Below are 19,233 nucleotides of genomic sequence, written 5' to 3' on the forward strand. Positions count from 1 at the left end.
TTCTTTTCTGTCTCAAGCAATCTCTCAAAGAACTTTCCGAGGAGCTACTCTCCTCGCTTGCCACCTCTCAGTGTCTCCCTTTCCCTCCCGAGCCGTTCGCTCCTTGGCGGGGTGCAAAGGTCCGAAAGTCAATCTCAACTTCCAAACTTTTTCGCAACTTTTTTTTCTCTCTTTCCGTTCCCGGGCTTCCCCCGGGGCGGGCTGCAAAGGTAAGGAACATTTCCCGAACCAGCGCAACTTTTTTTCATCTTTTTTTTCCGGCCCTGCCGGCCGAGGCTTCTCTGAAGGAAGCGGCTGCAAAGGTAAGCAATCTTTCCCTCATCCCAGCAACTTTTTTTCCTCTTTTTTTCCGCGGGCGGCCCGTGTTACCGTACCCCCCTCGCTGCCCCGTCCCTGCTGAACCGGGATGCAAAAGTAGGCAAAAATCCCGCCCCCGCAACACCACCACCCAAAAAAACTTAATCGAAACAGGTAAGCACCTGATTTTCAAATAAAATATTTATCAACTACTCAATACTTAATCTTGTTACCATTACTAGCTAATGCAAAAGGGGAGTAGAAAGGATACTTCCTTCTCCCCTTTTAATCTTTAAGTAGCCTAATTATCCGTTCTTGGGCTTTTTATAGAGTGGTACTGTACTGCAAGGTTCTCCATACATTATACTTGCTGCCACTGGCAATAGCTTTCGCATTACCTCAACATAGGCATATGTAGGCACTGGTATACTTCCGCAACCTTTTACTACAACCTTGGCATCTCTATATTCTTCCATATCAACTTTAGCTATGGCTTCTTGCATTAACGCCTGCTCCAGTGCCTCCAAATCGCCAAACACATAGTAGTGGGCATGGTTCTGCAGTTTAGACGCCAGCAGCATATAAGCCCAGGTTGGCACAATTGCATCTACTGAGCAAGTAATCGCAATGTTCTTGCCTTCATACTGCGACCAGTCGTGCTCCTTAACAAAGGCGCGGAAATCTTTCTCACGCAGGATCAGCCCCTGAAACAGGTTGTCCTTTATATCATATATTACTCGCTCGCCCGGATGCAGCAGCAGTTCCAGGTTTAAAGTTACCAGCGCACTTTGCGCCACTCGGTTTACTATTTCTTCTGACATGATTTTAACTCCTTTTACTTTGCTCCTTTACTCGGGCTTGTTATATAAACATCCTTCAGGTAGAAGGGTTCATAATATGCTACGTCTTCAAAGGCCTGCTGCTCATACTTTGGCAGCGCCAGTGCACCTATGGTTTTAGCGTTTGGCAGCACGCCATCTATAAATAACGCATTGGCCACTGTGTTCACCATACTTTTATACTTGGCGGCTCCGCTTCCGAAGAAGATGATCGGCTGCTCCTTCAGTCTATATTCAAAAGTATGCTCCTCCAGCACCACCGGTGCTATCGGCTCCACCTCCTGCAGCTCGTGGGTGAGCAGGCAGGTATATACTTCCATACGGCGGGCATCCAGCATCGGGCAGAACAGGTAACGCTCCGGGTTTGGCGTCATGGCGATAACCTGGGCCGCCAATCCATATAAGGTTGAGACCTCCAGCAGCGGGATATCAAGTGAGTAGCACAACCCTTTGGCCGTGGACGTGCCGATGCGCAGCCCTGTGTAAGAACCTGGCCCGCCAGACACTGCCACTGCACTTAAATCCTGCAGCGTAGCCCCGCAGTTCTCTACCAATTGCGACACCATCACAGTAATATGAGACGAATGTGATTTCTCGATCTGCAATTCTGATGCCCCCAGCAACTGCTGATCTTTATACAGTGCGACAGAACAGACGGTGGTAGAAGTTTCGAGCGCGAGCAACAGCGGCATGGGCAAGTATGGTTATAGTTTAAAGATGCTTGCAAAATTACGCCAAGTAGGCGAGGCCTCCAAAAGTATGGTTCTTCTAAAGTAAAAGAGGGAAGCACTACTGCGCCTCCCTCCCCTGCTTATGTTCTTTATACTCTTAGTTAGCCTTCAGGTATGCTTTATACTTTGCCGGATCGTTCAGCACCTGTACGGCTGCCAAAATATCCGGGTCATCATCAAAGGAAGACTCTATATATCCTTTCTGCAAGTAATAGCGCGAAGCTATCTCCGCCTCCAGCATCTCCTGAATTTCAGTACGGAAACGTGTCAGGTCGTTAGACTTGTTGTGCGACACTTTCTTTCTGATGGCATCAAGCTCTGCCTGTATATCATTGTAGTGTTTGCCCTCTTTAGCTTTTGAAGCCACATCTTCCAGCTCACTTTCTATGGCTGTGGTATAAGACAGGTCTTTATTGTCCAGGTAAGCGACAAACTTCTTGTACTCGGCATCTGTCAGCTTAAACTCTTTGGCCGAAGGGATGTTTGGATGCTCCACTTTATACTTGTTGGCATAATCGAAGAAGTAGCCCTTGCCAGCAATTGTTTTAATGATCTCAGAGTAATTCGGTTGCTCCACTTCCACATCCGGGCTAACGCCGCCGCCGTCGTATACTACTCTACCTGATGCTGTTTTAAATGCGGCTCGAAGCGAATCTGGAATAGCGGCCACGCTGCCGTCTTCGTTGCGGTGCGCATAATCGATGGCTTGGATGCAACGGCCGCTCGGTATGTAATATTTAGCCGTTGTAACTTTTAGCTGGGAATTGTAAGACAAAGGCCGTGTTACCTGCACCAGCCCTTTCCCAAAGGTACGCTCTCCTACCAGCACAGCGCGGTCATAATCCTGCATTACACCGGCCACAATTTCAGAAGCCGAGGCGCTGCGCGAGCTGGTAAGTATAACCAACGGCATATCCAGGTCCAGGGGCTCGTCCAGTGCTTTGTACGTTTTGTTCCACTCCTCTACTTTTCCTTTGGTGCTTACAATATCGCGCCCTTTCTCAACAAACACGTTAGAGATATTCACAGCCTCGTGCAATAAGCCGCCTGGGTTATCGCGCAGATCAAACACAATTTTCTTAGCGCCCATTTCTTTTAGCTTCTGCACCGCTGTCTTCACCTCTTTGCCTGCATCCACAGTAAAGCCCGATAGCTGCAGATAGCCGATTTCGTTGTTCAGCATGCCGTAATATGGCACGTTGTCCACCATAATGTTTTCGCGCATCAGCTCCAGGTTTCTGGACTTCGTTTGCCCGTAGCTGCGCACTTCCAGCTTTATAGAAGTATTGGCCTGGCCTTTTAGCAGCTTACTTACCTCTTCGGTTGATTTGTTTCTGACATCAACGCCGTTCACTTTCAGGATTTCGTCGCCGATAGAGAGCCCTGCTTTATGCGCCGGGGAGTTCTCGTAAGGCATCTGCACTACCACCTTGCCATCGCGGCTGCCGATAATAGCACCAATACCGCCGTACTGGCCAGTGGTCATCGTACGGAAATCCTCAATATCGTCTTCGGGAATATAATTGGTGTAGGGGTCTAATGACTTAAGCATGGCATCGATGCCGGAGCGCATCATTTGTGCGGGAGGCACATCATCCACGTAATAAGTGTTTACTTCTTTAAATAGCGTGGCAAAAACATCCAGGTTTTTGGCTATCTCAAAGTATCTCTCAGAATCTGTTTTAAAGGAAAAGAGGCCGAGGGCGAAAACGCCGATAAAAAGGCCAGCTATAGATTTCTTGTACATAATATCAGGCTTAAGGGAGCGGGTAAGTCTATTTATTTAGACAACGCTCCAAACCTGAAATTAGTTTTTTTTGAATAGATTGGAAGGATTTTTTTTCCTTGCCAATATACAGGATACCCAGCAGGCGTGGCGCCTGGTCCGGGTGCTGCAACAGGATGTGCTTGTTAAGCCGATATGCCTCCCGCATTTGCCTCTTCAGGTGGTTACGGTCTACAGCACGCTTAAAATAGCGCTTAGAAACGGAAACGAGCACCTGGTTTTGGCCAGGCGGCAGGTCTTGCGGCGTGTAATATACAAACCGCAGCGGATACAAATTAAAAGAAGAACCCTTGGAGAAAAGCAGCGAAATAAGCCGCTTACTGCACAAGTGTTCTTCTTTTGAAAAGGTATAACTGTTAGGCTGGTCGGCTTGCTGCTCGTTAGCTGCTCCTGAATCCATTAGCGGCTATAAAACGCAAAGCCTATTCCTTTAAAAGGAATTAAGCTGCCTTATGTCTTTTCTCGCTAGAAACCGTAAGTCTCTTTCTGCCTTTGGCTCTTCTGCTGGCCAATACTCTTCTACCGTTAGCGGTTTCCATTCTAGATCTGAAACCGTGCTTATTTCTTCTTTTTCTCTGAGAAGGCTGGAATGTTCTTTTCATCGTCTGCCAATGGTTTTATTATGGCCTGCAAAATTAGTAAACCTTTGTAGAATAGCAAAGTCTGCTTCAGATTTTTTGTAAAAAGATGTTGAGAGGGTGAGATACTGCTGTTAGAATAGTGTTGATGAAGTATGATGTTGCGGCTTTTGCTGATTGCGGCTATACTTGCTAGCTGCTTTTCTGGCGCAAGCATCCGCTTGTGCCTATAACTGCTGTTTCCTGCAACTTGACACAGGCTATTCTTTCTAACAGTCTTTTATCCTCAGTCTTACAAGCGGCTCGTTTCATTTCTGGCCTTGGCCCCCTCAAGCCCGGGAGGGCTCGTCTTCGGGCATCGCGCTGTGTTCCCTTCCTTTGCTACCCTTCGGTCGCAATGCCCTTACGGGCACCGGAATCTCACAAGGCGCTCAACCCAAAGACTGGGATCATTTTTGATAGCCACCCCTAACCCCTCCTTTGACAAGGAGGGGTTAGGGGTGTTTGGCCCCGTCGTTGCATACTTGTTTTTCCAGCTTCCATACTTATACTTGTATCACTTTCAACTACTCCAAAGTATAATCTGATTCATCCGTATAAGCAACCATGATACATTACCACCTCTCCTATCAAAACCCGCTCACGCATTTTGTTGACATTAAAATCACTGTAAAAAACAACCAGCAGCAGGAGTTATACTTGCAACTGCCCGCCTGGCGCCCCGGCAGGTATGAGCTACAGCATTTTGCGCAGAAGCTGCAGGCTGCTACGGCCACTGCTAACGGAGAAAGTATAGCCATAGAGAAAACAACCAAAGACCGCTGGAAGGTGCAGGCTGGCAGCGCAAATGAGATTGAGATTAGCTACAGCTTTTTTGCCCGCCAAATGGATGCAGGCGGCTCCTGGCTGGATGAGCAGCAACTGTACCTAAACCCGATAAACTGCCTGATGGCGGTAGAAGGACGCGAGCAGGAGCCTTGCCAGCTTGCACTGCAACTGCCGGAGGAGTGGCAGATTGCCTGTGGCTTGCCGGAGGCGGAGAAGCATACATTAGCGGCCGCAAGTTTTGATGAACTGGCAGATAGCCCATTTATTGCCAGCGGAAACCTGAAGCGGCAAAGCTTTGAAGTGGCAGGTAACACGTTTCACATCTGGATTCAGGGAGACTGCCAACCGGATTGGGAAAAGCTGAAGCATGATTTTAAAGGTTTCACACAGGAGCAGCTGGAGGTGTTCGGTGATTTTCCGGTGCAGGAGTACCATTACCTGAACGAGATACTGCCTTACCGCTTTTATCATGGCGTGGAGCATAGCCATTCTACTGTTATAACGCTTGGGCCAGGTGAGCTGCTGATGACACCCAGTGTGTACAAAGAATTTGTGGGTGTGAGCTCTCATGAGCTTTTCCATACCTGGAATATTAAGAAAATCAGGCCAAAGGAAATGCTGCCTTACAATTTTGCGCAGGAGAACTACTTTAGAACCGGTTACGTGGCCGAGGGCATCACGACCTACTACGGCGATTATATGCTGGCGCGGAGCGGCTTCTTTACTGCCGAGGCATACTTTGAGGAGCTTAACACCAGCTTGCAGCGCTATTTTGCAGACTACAGCCGCCATAACCTCTCCGTCGCCGATTCATCTTTCGACCTGTGGCTGGATGGCTACAAGCCGGGCATCCCCGACCGTAAAGTATCTATCTATATAAAAGGCGCCCTCACTGCCCTGCTCCTGGACCTGCAGCTGCGCAAAGCTACGGGCAACAAGGCAAGTATGGATGCGGTGATGCGGCAGCTGTGGGAGCGTTTTGGCAAAAAGAACATTGGCTATACCGCGCAGGATTATGCTCAGCTGGTGAATGAGGTGGCCGGGCAGTCGTTTGAAGCATACTTTGCCAAGTATATTAACGGCACTGAGAACATTGAACCTGCACTGGACGAGGCGCTGCATTATGTGGGCTGCTCCTTAATCGAGAACCAGAACCCGCTTATCTATGAAAGCAAGTATGGTTTTAAGATTTCCTCTGAAGGAAGTATAAAAGTAACTGCTATTGCTCCCGGCTCTCCGGCAAGCGAACTGCTAAGTATAGATGATGAGCTTATAGCCCTGAACGGACGAAAGCTGGAACACAACCTGCAACAGCTGCTGGCGTTGGAGCCGCAGGAGGTGGAGCTGGCGTTGTTCCGGGAGAAACAGCTGCGTGTGGTAAGGTTAGAGCAGAACGGCAAAAACTTTTATAGTAAATGCACCGTGCAGAAGTGCCAGGATGCCAGCGAGGAAGAGAAAACAAACTTTAAACTGTGGCTGAAGCAGGAGTTTTAGCCACTGCTTTTCCTATTGATGCCTCCGGCCTCCTCGGCTGGCGCTAGTTTTCAACTCGTGTCTTAATATGATGTTGAGTTTGTAACTCAACTGGGCCGGAGGCCCACCAATAGCCAGTTACGAGCGAGGGCGCTCGCGCCAGCTAAAAAGCTTATCCTTTAGTTAAACAACAGCTTGGCGTAAAATGAGGGCTGCCGGAGGCGCTTGCGCAGGTCCAGGTCATTAAACATGCAGGAGATGGTTTCGGCTAGAGCCTGGTTTCTGGAAGCTTTGCTGGCTACTTTGTCGAAAAGCCAAGGGTAATGGAGAAGCTTTTGCATCTGCCGGCTCAGCTTCAGTTCTTTCCAGAGGCGGTTGTACACGGCTTTGTCATACCCTTGCAGATAAGCAGCCGAAAAATTTTGCGCTGCTATACTTTTTGCGGCTTGCTCGGCGGCCCAGCGCCCGCTGATCATGGCATTGCTGATGCCTTCACCGGTAAAAGGGTCGATCAAGGCACCGGCATCGCCTAAAAGCATATAACTCTCTCCGGAGATGCTCCGCTTTTTTGATCCTAAAGGCAAGCCGTACCCTTTTATACTATCTACCAGCTCTGCCTTGGCAAAGCGCTTTTGCAGCTCAGGGTGCGATGCTATCATTTGCTGCATCTCCTTTTTCAGGTTTACTTTTTTACGGCTCACGGCACTGCTCAGCATGCCCACGCCTACGTTGGCCTGTCCGTTGGGCAGCGGAAATATCCAGAAGTAGCCTGGCAGGAAATCTTTGAAGAAATGGAGCTCTATGAAGCCATCGGCATCCATACCTTCCACACCTTTATAGTATGCCCGCAGCCCTGCGCAGTAATGCTCCGGCTCCTGCTGCAGGCCGGCCACATGCCTTGTAAACCCCGACTGCGCTCCGTTAGCTACCAGCAGCAACTTTGCCTGCAGCAGCGGCTGCCCCTGCTTATCCGAAAGTATAAACCCGCCCTCAGGCGCCTGCTCATACTTTGCCACATCTATATTTTCCTGAAATTCAATCTCCGGTCGCTGCCGCACCTGCTCCACCAAAAAATTATCGAAATCAACACGCTTGGAGATATAACCGGCTGGTGCATCCTGCTCCGGCGCATAGTCATACTTAAACGGCACGCTCAGCTTGTGCCCACCCGGCGATATAAAATGAATGCCCCACGATGGCAGCGCCTCCTGCTGCTGCCCCAGCAATTCGGGCAACTCCGGCGAAATGCGGCGCAGCTCGTTTACCACTTTGCCGCTCAGCGCGTCTCCGCAAATTTTATCTCGCGGAAAAGCAGCTTTATCTAACAGGAGGGACGGAATGCCTTTATTGGCGAGATGAAGGGCGGCAGTAGCTCCGGCCGGGCCGGCTCCAAGTATACAAATGTCTGTTTTGCGCATGTTTAGTTTTAAGGCTGCTAAAGATAACAGAAGCCGCTAAGCGGTACAAACCAGACAAAAAAAAGGGAAGCCCTATTAATAGGGCTTCCCTTTTTTACAGTTTTCATAGCTTATTTTGTGTAGAACGCCTTACTACTTATTGTTTGGCGTGTTGTTACCGCCCTTTGCCAGGTTGCGGTTTGGGTTTTGCACTTTAGTCGCGTCATCGTTTAATTTGTTGCGCACTGGGTTATCATCAATATTACCCATTGGCTTATTCGGATCTTGCTGATTTGGATTGTTTTTCTTTAGCTCATCCAAATTCTTTTTGTTCTCATTCTTTATGCTCATAGCTTGATTTCTTTACAGTGTATAGTATAGTTTACCCCGTTTGCCCCTATTTTGTTGCACTTAGTTGCTGCACCTCATACTCTGGAAGCTCTCAGCAAGCATATCGGAAGCATTTAAATTGCACTATATCCGGCAACAAAAAAGGGAAGCCGAAGCCTCCCTTTTCATATGTTATACTTTAGCTGCTACTACTGTAGCACGGTATCGAAGGCAACCAGGTTCACGAACTCCTGCACACGCGCGTCAATCTCTTCCTGCGTCAGGTTTTTCAGACGCTCGGTACCGAATTTCTCTACGCAGAACGATGCCATGGCAGAACCGTGGATCACGGCGCGCTTCATGCTCTCGAAGCTGATGTTGTTGCAGCTGGCCAGGTAACCTATAAAGCCACCGGCAAAGGTATCGCCGGCTCCGGTTGGGTCAAACACTTCTTCCAGCGGCAAGGCTGGTGCAAAGAAAACTTTATCCTCGCCAAACAGCAGGGCACCGTGCTCCCCTTTTTTGATGATCAGGAATTTCGGGCCCATCGCCATAATCTTCTTGGCAGCCTTCACCAGCGAATACTCGCCGCTCAGCTGGCGCGCTTCTTCATCGTTGATCGACAGCACATCCACCAGTTTCAGCGTTTGCGTCAGGTCTTCCAGGGCAATGTCCATCCAGAAGTTCATGGTATCCATCACCACCAGTTTCGGGCGGTTGTTCAGGCGCTCAATTACCGTGCGCTGCACTTGTGGGGCCAGGTTGCCCAACATCAGGAACTCGCAGCCCTGGTAGCTCTCCGGGATGATCGGGTCGAAGTCGCCGAGCACGTTTAGCTCTGTGGCCAGCGTTTCGCGGCTGTTCATGTCGTTAAAATAGCGGCCAGACCAGAAGAATGATTTCTCGTTCTCCTTCACCTGCACGCCTTCGGTGCTGATGTTGCGATCGTGCATCAGGCTAATGTGGTCCTGGTCAAAATCGCCACCCACTACCGATACCACGTTTACCGGCTTCACAAAATAAGAGGCCGACAACGAAATATAGGTCGCCGCGCCACCTACGATCTTATCTGTTTTTCCGAAGGGTGTCTCCAGCGCGTCAAACGCCATCGAACCAACTACTGTTAAGCTCATATTTTATCAATTACGAATTATGAATTAAAAATTAAGAATGGGGCACCACTTGTAAGTATAGCTCCTTGTTTAAAAGAAACTAAAAGGCATACCTCCATTTAATCTCAGCAAATATAAATAAAAAAAGCCCTTGAAGGTTCGCTTCAAGGGCTTGGGGTGGAAGATGGGGCTCGAACCCACGACCCCCAGAATCACAATCTGGTGCTCTAACCTACTGAGCTACAACCACCGTGTCTCAATTGAGAGTGCAAATATAAGCAGCATTTCACATAATACAACACCTATGGCTCATTTTTCGTCTTAAAAATCAACTTAAACTTATAACAAACTATAAATCAGAAATATATTTTTCTAAAATATAACAGTCCAATCTATCTGCTTCTGCTTATTTGGCTAACCTGGCGCCGCACCAGGGGCAATAGTTAATCACCACCATGGATGCGCTGCCATCATGCACGGGTATGCCGTACAGGCCTTCGTCCCATTTGTTGATGATCACCTCCGGGTCGTTATACTTGGTTTCGCCTTCCTCATCTATACTTTGGAATACCTTATCGGCCAGCATCAGGCAGCAGTAGCTCTCGTAGGCAAAGCCCTGGGCATTTAGCTTTTCTGCGGTAGCCCAGTTATAGCACCCCTCATCTTCGTGGATGGCATCGATGTAGGCCTCATACTCTTCCGAATCCAGCACCTCCTGCGGCAGTTCTTTCCCGAAAAAGCGGGCGTGCAGCTCTTTGAATTTTTCCAGCTCCATACTTACCTGTCGAACAGCATCCTCTCGCCTTTCTTGCTTTCATCAAAGGCGCCGTTGGCAAAGGCGTGGTGCCCTGACACGATGGTATGGATTATACTTGCACTAAAGGTATGGCCCTCGAACGGCGACCAGTTACACTTATAGTATGTATTCTCTTTGGTAACAGTATACGGCTTGTTCAAGTCCACCAAAACCAAATCGGCCCAGTAACCCTCGCGGATGTAGCCACGCTCGCGCACGTTGAAAAGTATGGCCGGGGCATGCGCCATTTTCTCCACCATTTTCTCCAGCGTCAGTTTGCCCTGCTTCACAAATTCCAGCATCATCTGCAGCGAGTGCTGCACCAGCGGCACCCCTGACGGCGCTTTTTTATACTTGTTCTGCTTCTCGCCCCAGGTATGCGGGGCGTGGTCGGTGGCAATTACATCCAGTTTATCTTCCAGCAAACCTTTTAGTAAGCCTTCTTTGTGCCGATGCTCCTTTATGGCCGGGTTGCATTTAATCTGCGTGCCAAACGTATCGTAATCGTCCTTATCAAACCACAGGTGGTGCACGCAAATTTCGGCGGTAATGCGCTTTTGCTCCAACGGAATATCGTTTCTAAACAGCTTCAGCTCTTCTTCCGTGGAGATGTGCAGGATGTGCAGGCGCGTGTTGTGCTTCTCGGCCAATTTCACGGCCAGGTAACTCGATTTAAAACAAGCCGCCTCGTTGCGGATTTCCGGGTGGCATTTTATCGGAATGTCCTCGCCATACTTCTGCTCATACAGCGCCATGTTATCACGGATGGTTTGCTCGTCCTCGCAATGCACGGCAATTGGCAGTTTGGCTTTGGAGAAAATCTCTTCCAGCGTCTGCTCATTATCCACCAGCATGTTGCCCGTAGAGGAGCCCATAAAAATTTTGATGCCACAAACCGTGTTAGGGTTAGTAAGCATCACCTCGGCCAGGTTATCGTTAGTGGCGCCCATGTAAAAGGAGTAGTTTGCCAACGAGGTTTCAGCCGCGATTTTATACTTGTCTTCCAGCAGTTCCTGCGTGGTAGCGTTAGGCACGGTGTTTGGCATCTCCATAAACGAGGTGGTTCCGCCGGCCACAGCCGCTCTTGCCTCTGTTTCGATGTTGGCTTTTTGGGTAAGCCCCGGCTCCCGGAAATGCACCTGGTCATCGATTACGCCCGGCAGTAAATGCAGCCCGGTGGCATCAATGGTTTCGTCGGCCTTGGAGGCTATACTTTGGCCAATCTGCGCAATGCGGCCGTTTTGCACCAGCACATCGGCGGTGGTTATACTTCCTTCGTTTACGAGTTGTGCGTTTTTTATGAGGATGGATTTCATCTATAGATATGCTCTCTGGTAACCATTATATCGGCTAAGATACGTGAAGTGCTCGAAAGGGTAAAGATTTAGTTGTACTTACTCTTGCCCTTTCCAGTTTAGATTGTAGCTTATCCCAAAACGCATGTTGGCGCGGCTCGACATAAAATCATAGCTTTTGCCCCATACCTTAACCGCGTTGGTGGCCGAGCGTGTTAGATTTGCCTGATACCTTGCCTCCAGCCTGAGCCGCCATACATTAAAACCGGCACCAACAGAAGTATCCCACACCACAGGTTTTACAGCCGTGCGCATGGCAGGCAGCACGTCCGATACGCCTTGCCCTGCATCTTTATGGAAATAGTACGGAGATCCTTTCCGCTGCAGCCTTATACTTGGCGATAGGCCTGCCATAACAAAAAATCTCCCTTCGGTTAAGGGGATGTTGAACTCCAGAAGCAGGGGAATCTCCAGCGAAGCATGTCCTACCGTTCCGCCTTTCGTGATCGGGCAGAACTGACAATCTGTTCTGGTGTTGTAAACAATGTAACTAAGACCATCATCATAATAGTTTATACCTGATGAGATGCTGAACGCCCTGTTTATAGTATAGGAAACATATCCGCCAAAGTAGCCGCCAAGGTCTCCGCCGCCGCCCAACTCCACCTGAACCGAATCCAACAACACCCTGCCAGCATCACCTTGGTTTATCAACCCAAAGGTAGGTCCGAAGGAAAGCTTTTGTGCCGTTGCAAAATGTATACACATAAAAGTGCAGATAGAACAGAGTATAAGTTTTGTTTTCATATAGAGTAGATAAAGTATAGCAGCATCAATATACTCAATTATAGTACAGGTTGTACCATACTTCAGAGCTTAGGCAAAGCTGCAGCAAACTGTGTTAACCTTTTTTCCCGTACCTTTGTGCATCAACACGAAGTATAAATTTGAACACCATGGCCGAAGAAGCAGAGAAAGAGATAAGCACCTTTGAGGATTTTAAGCTGAACAAGCAGCTGCTGAACGCCATTGAAGATGCCGGTTACGAAAAACCGACGCCGATACAGCTACAGGCTATCCCGCTGATTTCGGCAGGCCACGATATACTAGGCATTGCCCAGACAGGCACGGGTAAAACTGCCGCTTTTCTGCTGCCGCTGCTCATGAAGGTTAAGTATGCGCAGGGCCAGCACCCGCGCGCGCTCATCATTGCGCCAACCCGCGAGCTGGTGATGCAGATTGAGGAGAATATTACGCTACTGGCCAAGTATACCGATATCCGCCACCTGGCCATATACGGCGGCCTCGGCCCAAAAACCCAGATCGAAGCCATCAGCAAAGGCATTGATATACTGGTAGCCACGCCCAAGCGCCTGATAGAGCTCTATCTGAAAGGCGACCTTGTATTGAAAGACCTGAAAACGCTGATTCTGGATGAGGCCGACAAGATGATGGACATGGGCTTTATGCCGCAGATCCGGAGGTTGCTGGAGGTAATTCCGCGCAAGCGCCAGAACCTGCTGTTTTCGGCCACGATGCCGGATAAAGTGGTGGAGCTTTCTGAGGAATTCCTTGAGTTCCCGACCAGAGTTGAAATTACCCCGCAAGCCACGCCCGTTGAAACCGTGAGCCAGGTGCTATACAAGGTGCCAAACCTGCGTACCAAGATTGAGCTGCTGGAGCACCTGATTCAGGATGCGGAAACGCTTAACCGGGTCATCATCTTTACGCGCAGCAAGAAGAACGCCGAGAGCGTGTCTAAGTTTCTGGAGCACCGCAACTACGGCGAGGTGCGCGCCATACATGGCAACAAAGGCCAGAACACCCGCATCAACTCCATGGAGGCCTTTAAGGGCGGCGAGGTGCGTTTCCTGGTGGCTACTGATGTGGCAGCCCGTGGCATCGACGTAACCATGGTAAGCCATGTGATTAACTTTGACGTGCCGCTGATTTACGAGGATTACGTGCACCGCATTGGCCGCACAGGACGCGCCGAACAGGCCGGGGCAGCCATCACCTTCGCCACTGAAGCTGAGATGTACCATGTGCAGAAGGTCGAAAAGATCATCCGCATGAAAATTCCGCAGGAGCCGATGCCCGAAACGGTGAAAGTGTTTAAAACCCCTTTTGAGGAGCAGCAGGAAATGGCCCGTGAGATAGACCGCCAAAAGCGCCGCGACGATCCCGACTTTAAAGGCGCTTTCCATGAGAAGAAAGGCCGCCACAAGTCTAACTTCGACAAAGGCAAAAAGAAAGGCGACCCGAAGAACTCGGTTTGGCAGAAGACCAAGAAAAAAGGAAGCAGAAAGAAATAAAACAGCAGCGGCCTGAAGTTTAAACTTCAGGCCGCTGCTGTTTTAACTGTTATACTTTTATAAGGCTGATCAGAAAAACCGCGCGGCAAGGTGGCCAAACTCAAATACCATCAGGTTCAGCACGGCACTCCATACTATAGAGCTCCACAGCATATGTATAAATATCTGCTTGCGCGATGCCCCAAACAACGCCGCTACCACCGTACCTAAAATAGGCGTAAAAATAACGGGCGTTAAAAAGGCCACGCCTACCACTCCAAAGCTTCTCCAGATTTTGATAATGCGGCGGTTCTTTTTATTGAAAGCTGATTTGTTCTTTGCCTTTTGCCGCGCAGACCACCACTTTGCAAACGCTCTGCCGATTATTGAGAAGATAATCACGCTGGTCATCATGCCAGCCACCGTTAGCATCACCGTTTCGAAATAAGACAATCCTAACGACACACCTGTAAGCGGCCCTCCAATAAACTTCACCATACTGGCCAGGTATACCGAAAGGTATTTTAGTATTTCAACAAACACAGTAGACTACGTTAAAGAATTGCTTTCAAAAATTAAGCTAAAGCTGAATTAGTAGTTTATACGCAACACCAGAAAAATTACCGCACAATTTCAGGCGCAAACCAGCTGGGCAAGCGCATTTGCTATACAACCGCTCAGGCTGCCATACTCCCGCGAAAAATAAACCAGCGTATGCACTTAAATTTTCGGGCCAAAAGCAAGGTCGCCGGCATCGCCAAGGCCAGGCACAATGTATGATTTGTCGTTGAGGTGATCATCTACAGCTCCGAGCCAGATATGCGCCTCCGGCACCTGCTCCTGCACATAGGCAAGCCCTTCCGGGGCGGCTATGGCTGCGGCAATATGCACCTGCTTTGGCTTTCCGTGGCGCAGCATGCCCTGGTAAGACTTCACCAAGGATCGGCCCGTGGCCAGCATCGGGTCTGCCAAAATCAGAATCTTGTCGTGCAGGTTTACCGAAGCCAGGTACTCCATATTTATCTGCAGCTGCGTGTTCTCCTCCTCCACACGGTAAGCGCCTACAAAGGTGCTGTAAGCTTTATCGAAGTAGTTGAGCATGCCGTTGTACAGCGGCAGGCCGGCCCGAAGTATGGTGGCCAGCACCGGCTGCTCAGCCAGCAGTTGCGTGCGTGTTTCGGCCAACGGCGTTGTGATGTTTACTTCCTGGTATGGTAGCGTTTTAGAAATCTCGTAAGCCAACAATTCTCCCAAGCGCTCCAGGTTTCGCCGGAAACGCAGGCTGTCGCGGTGCACGTGCACATCGCGCAGCTCGGCTACGTAGTGGTTAGCAAGCGATGGTGTTTGGGTAAGGATGTGTACGTTTTCGTTTTCCATGATAGCTACCAAATTATAAGTGATGGCTTAAAGATACGTAAGGTGCAGGGCTCACTCCAAAACGGAAGGCAAATTTCAACCGCTCGTCGGTTTTACCTTATTTTTTGGAACCGCCAAAGAAAAGCATCTGCATGCTGCCACGGCACGTTCAGTAGCTCAGGCAAAGTATAAATTAGCCTTTCGTTTCTAAACTTTCAGCTTCAAAAAGAGTACATTCGCATTTTATTATTCTGATTTTCTTACTAATACAATATACATGAAACGCATACTTGGTGCCTTTGCCCTTTTGCTTGCCGCTTTTGCAGCGCAGGCGCAGGATGTATACATGCCTTATGATCGTGACACGTATCATCTCGTGGACCGTTACCAGATAAAGTTTGGCAGCCAGGTGCCGGAAATGCATACAGCCGTTCGGCCTTACGGCCGGGCCGAGGTGGCAGAACTTGCCGAGATTAGCGCCCGCAACACCATCTCCCGCGCTGATGAGTTTAACACGGCTTACCTGCTCAACGACAACTGGAACTACACTAACCAGGCCCAAAACGAAAGCCGCAAGCCTTTCCTCCAGCACTTTTACCGCAACAAATCGGACTTATACCATGTGGATACTGAAGACTTTGTGCTGCGCGTAAACCCAGTTATTCATTTTGAATTAGGGCTGGATAGTGAGTCTGATGGCGCGCGTTACGTAAACACGCGCGGTGTGCAGCTGGAGGGAAGTATAGACGAACGCTTCGGCTTCTATGCTTTTGTGGGCGAAAACCAGGTACGTTACCCGGAATACGTAAACCGCCGCATCCGCCGCGATGGCGTAGTACCGCACGAAACCATGTGGAAGAACTTTAAAGATGGTGGCTACGACTTTATAACCGCACGCGGCTACCTGAACTACGCCCTGAGCAAGCACGTGGAAGTACAGCTAGGGCACGACCGGCATTTTATAGGCGATGGTTACCGCTCCTTGCTTTACTCCAACTATGCTCCGCCGGCCTTCTTCTTCAAGCTCAACACCAAAGTATGGAAGCTGCACTACATGAACCTCTTCCAGGAGCTGATCTCACAGTTTAACCGCAGAGATGAACTCTTGCCTAAAAAGTACATGGCCATGCACCGCCTGGGCGTTAACATCACCGATAATTTTAACTTCGGATTATACGAGCAGGTAATTTTTGCGCGTGGCAAAGGCCGGTTCGAGCTGCAGTACCTGAACCCGGTGATCTTCTACCGCAGCGTAGAGCACGGCCTCGGCAGCCCAGATAATGTGTTGCTGGGCGGCGATTTCCGCTGGAACATCCTGAACCGTGTGCAACTGTACGGCCAAATAGCGTTGGATGAGTTTGTGCTGGACGAGGTGAAGTCCGGTGACGGCTGGTGGGGCAATAAGTTCGGTGGCCAGATTGGCGCTAAGTATATTGACGCATTCGGTGTAGCTAACCTGGACCTACAGGGCGAGGTAAACGCTATTCGGCCGTACACTTACCAGTACGAGGATGAATTCTCTAACTTCCAGCATTACCGCCAGCCGCTGGCGCACCCAATCGGGGCTAACCTAGTGGAGCTGATAGGCATTGTGCGTTACCAACCAATACCGCGTCTCCACCTTACAGCCAAAGCCATTGCCACACAGTATGGCCAGGATGTGGTCACGGCCACCGATACGCTAAACTATGGCAACAACGTACTGCTCTCCTACCTCGACCGCGTATCTACCTACGGAAACGAGATTGGCCAGGGCGTTAAGACTAACCAGGTACACTTAGACCTATCAGCAACTTTTCAGCTGCGCCACAACGTTTTCCTGGACCTGAAGCAGATTGTGCGGCGAGCTGAGGCAGCAGGCGAGGCACCAGACTACAACACATCTTTTACCTCCTTCGCCTTCCGCTGGAATATTGCGCAAAGGCTGCACGAATTTTAAGATGAAAGTATAGACGAATTTGAAAAGGTAGGAGGGTAACTTTCTACCTTTTTACCTTTCTACCTTTTATTAAGTATCTTTGCAGCGGCTTGAGCACCTAACGCTTTAACAGCCATAGTATAAACATTTTAAACACTGACCTGTGGTTGCCAAGTGTAGCAGCCACACCTGTTGCCGGAGTGCGGAGAAGGCTTGTGCAGAAGAAGCGGCCGGCAACCCCAACCATACCATGAAGACCTACCTTCGCATACTTCAGTTTGCCAAACCCTACAGCCGGTTTGTGCCGCTTTATACCATTTATACTTTCCTGGGCATCATCTTCGGCCTCTTCAACTTTACGCTGATCATCCCGCTGCTAAACGTGCTGTTTGGGGAGGTTGGGCAGGAAGAAGCTGTTGCAATGGCTGCCACCCGGCCGGAGTTTGCGCTCGACATCGAATTCTTTAAAGACTTTTTCAATTACCATTTCGGGCAGATTATACTGCAGGAAGGGCGCGAGGGAGCATTGCTGTTTGTTTGTATCATGGTGATTATTTCCGTGTTTCTGGCAAACCTGTTCCGTTACCTGGCCTTCCGGATTGTGGGTGCATTGCGTGCGCACGTAGTACGCAACATGCGCCAGACGGTATATAAACGCGTAACTGAGCTGCACCTGGGCTACTTCAGCAACGAGCGCAAAGGCGACCTGATGACGCGCCTGACCGTTGATATTCAAGAGATAGAGAGCTCGGTAGTGAGCACACTGACGGTGGTAATACGTGAGCCGATCTCCATCATCGCCTTTTTCATACTTCTCTTTAACATGTCGGTGGAGCTGACGCTGTTTTCGCTCATACTTTTGCCTATATCAGGCGGCATTATCGCTGGTATCTCAAAGCGCCTGAAGCGGAAGGCAAAAGAAGGCCAAAACTCCCTCAGTTTTATACTTACTATTATTGATGAGACCCTGAGCGGCATGCGTGTGGTGAAGGCTTTCAACGCTGAGCCGTTTATACTTAGCAAGTTCCAGGACCAGAATAGCCGCTATGCCCGCATTCAGCGCTCGATTGCCAATAAGCGTGATCTTGCTTCTCCGCTGTCGGAGTTTTTGGGTGTGTCGGTGGTGGCGGGGCTGCTGCTATACGGCGGCACGTTGGTGCTCAACCAAGAGTCTGATCTGTCGGCAAGTGAGTTCATCACCTATATTATACTTTTCTCGCAGGTGTTGGTGCCGGCTAAAGCCATGTCGGCGGCCTTCAGCAATATTCAGCGCGGCCTGGTGTCCGGCGACCGCGTACTGCAGGTGATTGACACAAAACCACAGATCGTGAACAAGCCAAACGCAAAAGTGCTGCCGGCTTTCAGACACGAGATTGAGTTCCGCGACGTGGCCTTTGCCTATGGCAACAAACCAGTGCTGCAGGATATCAACTTCCATATCAAGAAAGGTAAAACAGTGGCGCTGGTAGGCCCATCTGGTGGCGGCAAATCCACGCTAGCCGACCTGCTGCCGCGTTTCTATGACCCAACCGGTGGTGCTATTTTGATAGATGGCCACGACATCAGGGATTATACCATAGAGTCGGTGCGGGCACAGATTGGGGTGGTAACGCAAGAATCTATACTTTTCAACGATACCATCTTCAATAACATCGCCTTTAATAAAACTGATGCCACGGAAGAAGAAGTAATTGCCGCCGCCAGAATAGCCAATGCGCACGAGTTTATCATCAACGCTGAAAATGGCTACCAGACCATGATCGGCGACCGGGGTGGCAAACTTTCCGGGGGCCAGCGCCAGCGCCTCAGTATTGCCAGGGCTATACTTCAAAATCCGCCTATACTTATTCTGGACGAAGCTACCTCGGCTCTGGACACAGAATCAGAGAAGCTGGTGCAGGAAGCCCTGACCAACCTGATGCAGAACCGCACCTCTGTTGTGATTGCACATAGGTTAAGTACTATTCAGCATGCGGATGAAATATTAGTGTTGCAGAAGGGCAGAATAGTGGAACGAGGTACGCACGACGAGCTACTGGAGCATTCCGGTTTGTACGCAAAGCTGACGCAGATGCAGCTCACTGCATAAACCAAATTTGCACTGCAGCAGTTGCTTTATTGCTTTAGAAGCAAATTACCAGCACAACAAGTATTGCTAATACTATTTTTTTACTAATTTTAGCAAAACAGTTGTTGCACCTAA

Annotated in this window: 18 protein-coding genes and 1 tRNA gene; 5 read left to right on the plus strand and 14 right to left on the minus strand. The window is 49.6% G+C overall.

Annotated elements, in window-relative coordinates; all coding sequences use genetic code 11:
* On the plus strand, positions 1-494 hold a 494-nt coding region (locus tag Q1B04_RS11215; RefSeq protein ID WP_299758907.1), incomplete at its 5' end, for a hypothetical protein.
* A gap of 108 nt (positions 495-602) precedes the next feature.
* Here Q1B04_RS11215 and Q1B04_RS11220 read toward each other — a convergent pair.
* From Q1B04_RS11220 to rpmH, 5 genes are all read right to left on the minus strand, one after another.
* Entirely contained in the window at positions 603-1,118 is a 516-nt protein-coding gene (locus Q1B04_RS11220; protein ID WP_299758908.1) for a DUF2480 family protein, read from the minus strand.
* A gap of 14 nt (positions 1,119-1,132) precedes the next feature.
* The gene (gene tsaB / locus Q1B04_RS11225) at positions 1,133-1,828 is read right to left on the minus strand and encodes a tRNA (adenosine(37)-N6)-threonylcarbamoyltransferase complex dimerization subunit type 1 TsaB (protein WP_299758909.1); all 696 of its coding nucleotides are present in this window, start codon (positions 1,826-1,828) and stop codon (positions 1,133-1,135) included.
* Between the two features lie 136 nt (positions 1,829-1,964).
* Positions 1,965-3,614 carry a S41 family peptidase gene (locus Q1B04_RS11230; RefSeq protein WP_299758910.1) on the minus strand — a complete coding sequence of 550 codons (1,650 nt, stop codon included), beginning with the start codon at positions 3,612-3,614 and terminating at the stop codon, positions 1,965-1,967.
* 28 nt (positions 3,615-3,642) lie between these two features.
* Positions 3,643-4,053, minus strand: a complete 411-nt coding sequence (locus Q1B04_RS11235) for a ribonuclease P protein component (protein ID WP_299758911.1) — start codon at positions 4,051-4,053, stop codon at positions 3,643-3,645.
* A gap of 40 nt (positions 4,054-4,093) precedes the next feature.
* Entirely contained in the window at positions 4,094-4,255 is a 162-nt protein-coding gene (rpmH, locus tag Q1B04_RS11240) for a 50S ribosomal protein L34 (RefSeq protein ID WP_071784616.1), read from the minus strand.
* Positions 4,256-4,837: 582 nt separating this feature from the next.
* On the opposite strand from rpmH, the gene Q1B04_RS11245 reads away from it, so the two are divergent.
* Complete coding sequence (locus Q1B04_RS11245) at positions 4,838-6,553, plus strand: M61 family peptidase (protein WP_299758912.1); 1,716 nt, start codon at positions 4,838-4,840, stop codon at positions 6,551-6,553.
* Between the two features lie 158 nt (positions 6,554-6,711).
* Here the strand turns inward: Q1B04_RS11245 and Q1B04_RS11250 are convergent, their stop codons facing one another.
* From Q1B04_RS11250 to Q1B04_RS11280, 7 genes are all read right to left on the minus strand, one after another.
* Entirely contained in the window at positions 6,712-7,950 is a 1,239-nt protein-coding gene (locus Q1B04_RS11250) for a geranylgeranyl reductase family protein (RefSeq protein ID WP_299758913.1), read from the minus strand.
* 132 nt (positions 7,951-8,082) lie between these two features.
* Complete coding sequence (locus tag Q1B04_RS11255) at positions 8,083-8,280, minus strand: hypothetical protein (protein WP_299758914.1); 198 nt, start codon at positions 8,278-8,280, stop codon at positions 8,083-8,085.
* A gap of 188 nt (positions 8,281-8,468) precedes the next feature.
* Positions 8,469-9,392, minus strand: coding sequence for a PfkB family carbohydrate kinase (locus Q1B04_RS11260; RefSeq protein ID WP_299758915.1), 924 nt, complete (start codon positions 9,390-9,392; stop codon positions 8,469-8,471).
* A gap of 152 nt (positions 9,393-9,544) precedes the next feature.
* Positions 9,545-9,621: transfer RNA gene (locus Q1B04_RS11265), tRNA-His, on the minus strand.
* Between the two features lie 156 nt (positions 9,622-9,777).
* Complete coding sequence (locus tag Q1B04_RS11270) at positions 9,778-10,146, minus strand: hypothetical protein (RefSeq protein WP_299758916.1); 369 nt, start codon at positions 10,144-10,146, stop codon at positions 9,778-9,780.
* Between the two features lie 2 nt (positions 10,147-10,148).
* Entirely contained in the window at positions 10,149-11,483 is a 1,335-nt protein-coding gene (locus Q1B04_RS11275; protein ID WP_299758917.1) for a dihydroorotase, read from the minus strand.
* 78 nt (positions 11,484-11,561) lie between these two features.
* The gene (locus Q1B04_RS11280) at positions 11,562-12,230 is read right to left on the minus strand and encodes an outer membrane beta-barrel protein (RefSeq protein WP_299758918.1); all 669 of its coding nucleotides are present in this window, start codon (positions 12,228-12,230) and stop codon (positions 11,562-11,564) included.
* Between the two features lie 188 nt (positions 12,231-12,418).
* Here Q1B04_RS11280 and Q1B04_RS11285 point away from each other — a divergent pair, with 188 nt between their 5' ends.
* Entirely contained in the window at positions 12,419-13,777 is a 1,359-nt protein-coding gene (locus Q1B04_RS11285; protein WP_299758919.1) for a DEAD/DEAH box helicase, read from the plus strand.
* 69 nt (positions 13,778-13,846) lie between these two features.
* On the opposite strand, the gene Q1B04_RS11290 is transcribed toward Q1B04_RS11285, so the two are convergent.
* On the minus strand, positions 13,847-14,254 hold the full coding sequence (locus Q1B04_RS11290; protein WP_299758920.1) for a hypothetical protein: 408 nt from the start codon (positions 14,252-14,254) through the stop codon (positions 13,847-13,849).
* A 222-nt stretch (positions 14,255-14,476) separates the two neighbouring features.
* Positions 14,477-15,133 carry a uracil phosphoribosyltransferase gene (upp, locus tag Q1B04_RS11295; protein ID WP_299758921.1) on the minus strand — a complete coding sequence of 219 codons (657 nt, stop codon included), beginning with the start codon at positions 15,131-15,133 and terminating at the stop codon, positions 14,477-14,479.
* 256 nt (positions 15,134-15,389) lie between these two features.
* On the opposite strand from upp, the gene Q1B04_RS11300 reads away from it, so the two are divergent.
* A complete protein-coding gene (locus Q1B04_RS11300; RefSeq protein ID WP_299758922.1) occupies positions 15,390-17,051 on the plus strand; it encodes a hypothetical protein in 1,662 nt (553 codons plus the stop codon).
* 229 nt (positions 17,052-17,280) lie between these two features.
* The gene (locus Q1B04_RS11305; protein WP_299758923.1) at positions 17,281-19,119 is read left to right on the plus strand and encodes an ABC transporter transmembrane domain-containing protein; all 1,839 of its coding nucleotides are present in this window, start codon (positions 17,281-17,283) and stop codon (positions 19,117-19,119) included.
* Positions 19,120-19,233: the final 114 nt, after the last annotated feature.

The organism is uncultured Pontibacter sp. (assembly GCF_947495565.1).
GTDB lineage: Bacteria > Bacteroidota > Bacteroidia > Cytophagales > Hymenobacteraceae > Pontibacter.

Coding starts and splice junctions, on each gene's coding strand:
- Q1B04_RS11230 (WP_299758910.1), bottom strand. CDS start 3,614: ATGTACAAGAAATCTATAGCTGGCCTTTTTATCGGCGTTTTCGCCCTC.
- Q1B04_RS11245 (WP_299758912.1), top strand. CDS start 4,838: ATGATACATTACCACCTCTCCTATCAAAACCCGCTCACGCATTTTGTT.
- Q1B04_RS11275 (WP_299758917.1), bottom strand. CDS start 11,483: ATGAAATCCATCCTCATAAAAAACGCACAACTCGTAAACGAAGGAAGT.
- Q1B04_RS11235 (WP_299758911.1), bottom strand. CDS start 4,053: ATGGATTCAGGAGCAGCTAACGAGCAGCAAGCCGACCAGCCTAACAGT.
- Q1B04_RS11220 (WP_299758908.1), bottom strand. CDS start 1,118: ATGTCAGAAGAAATAGTAAACCGAGTGGCGCAAAGTGCGCTGGTAACT.
- Q1B04_RS11260 (WP_299758915.1), bottom strand. CDS start 9,392: ATGAGCTTAACAGTAGTTGGTTCGATGGCGTTTGACGCGCTGGAGACA.
- Q1B04_RS11305 (WP_299758923.1), top strand. CDS start 17,281: ATGAAGACCTACCTTCGCATACTTCAGTTTGCCAAACCCTACAGCCGG.
- upp (WP_299758921.1), bottom strand. CDS start 15,133: ATGGAAAACGAAAACGTACACATCCTTACCCAAACACCATCGCTTGCT.
- Q1B04_RS11285 (WP_299758919.1), top strand. CDS start 12,419: ATGGCCGAAGAAGCAGAGAAAGAGATAAGCACCTTTGAGGATTTTAAG.
- tsaB (WP_299758909.1), bottom strand. CDS start 1,828: ATGCCGCTGTTGCTCGCGCTCGAAACTTCTACCACCGTCTGTTCTGTC.
- Q1B04_RS11270 (WP_299758916.1), bottom strand. CDS start 10,146: ATGGAGCTGGAAAAATTCAAAGAGCTGCACGCCCGCTTTTTCGGGAAA.
- Q1B04_RS11280 (WP_299758918.1), bottom strand. CDS start 12,230: ATGTGTATACATTTTGCAACGGCACAAAAGCTTTCCTTCGGACCTACC.
- rpmH (WP_071784616.1), bottom strand. CDS start 4,255: ATGAAAAGAACATTCCAGCCTTCTCAGAGAAAAAGAAGAAATAAGCAC.
- Q1B04_RS11250 (WP_299758913.1), bottom strand. CDS start 7,950: ATGCGCAAAACAGACATTTGTATACTTGGAGCCGGCCCGGCCGGAGCT.
- Q1B04_RS11255 (WP_299758914.1), bottom strand. CDS start 8,280: ATGAGCATAAAGAATGAGAACAAAAAGAATTTGGATGAGCTAAAGAAA.
- Q1B04_RS11290 (WP_299758920.1), bottom strand. CDS start 14,254: ATGGTGAAGTTTATTGGAGGGCCGCTTACAGGTGTGTCGTTAGGATTG.
- Q1B04_RS11300 (WP_299758922.1), top strand. CDS start 15,390: ATGAAACGCATACTTGGTGCCTTTGCCCTTTTGCTTGCCGCTTTTGCA.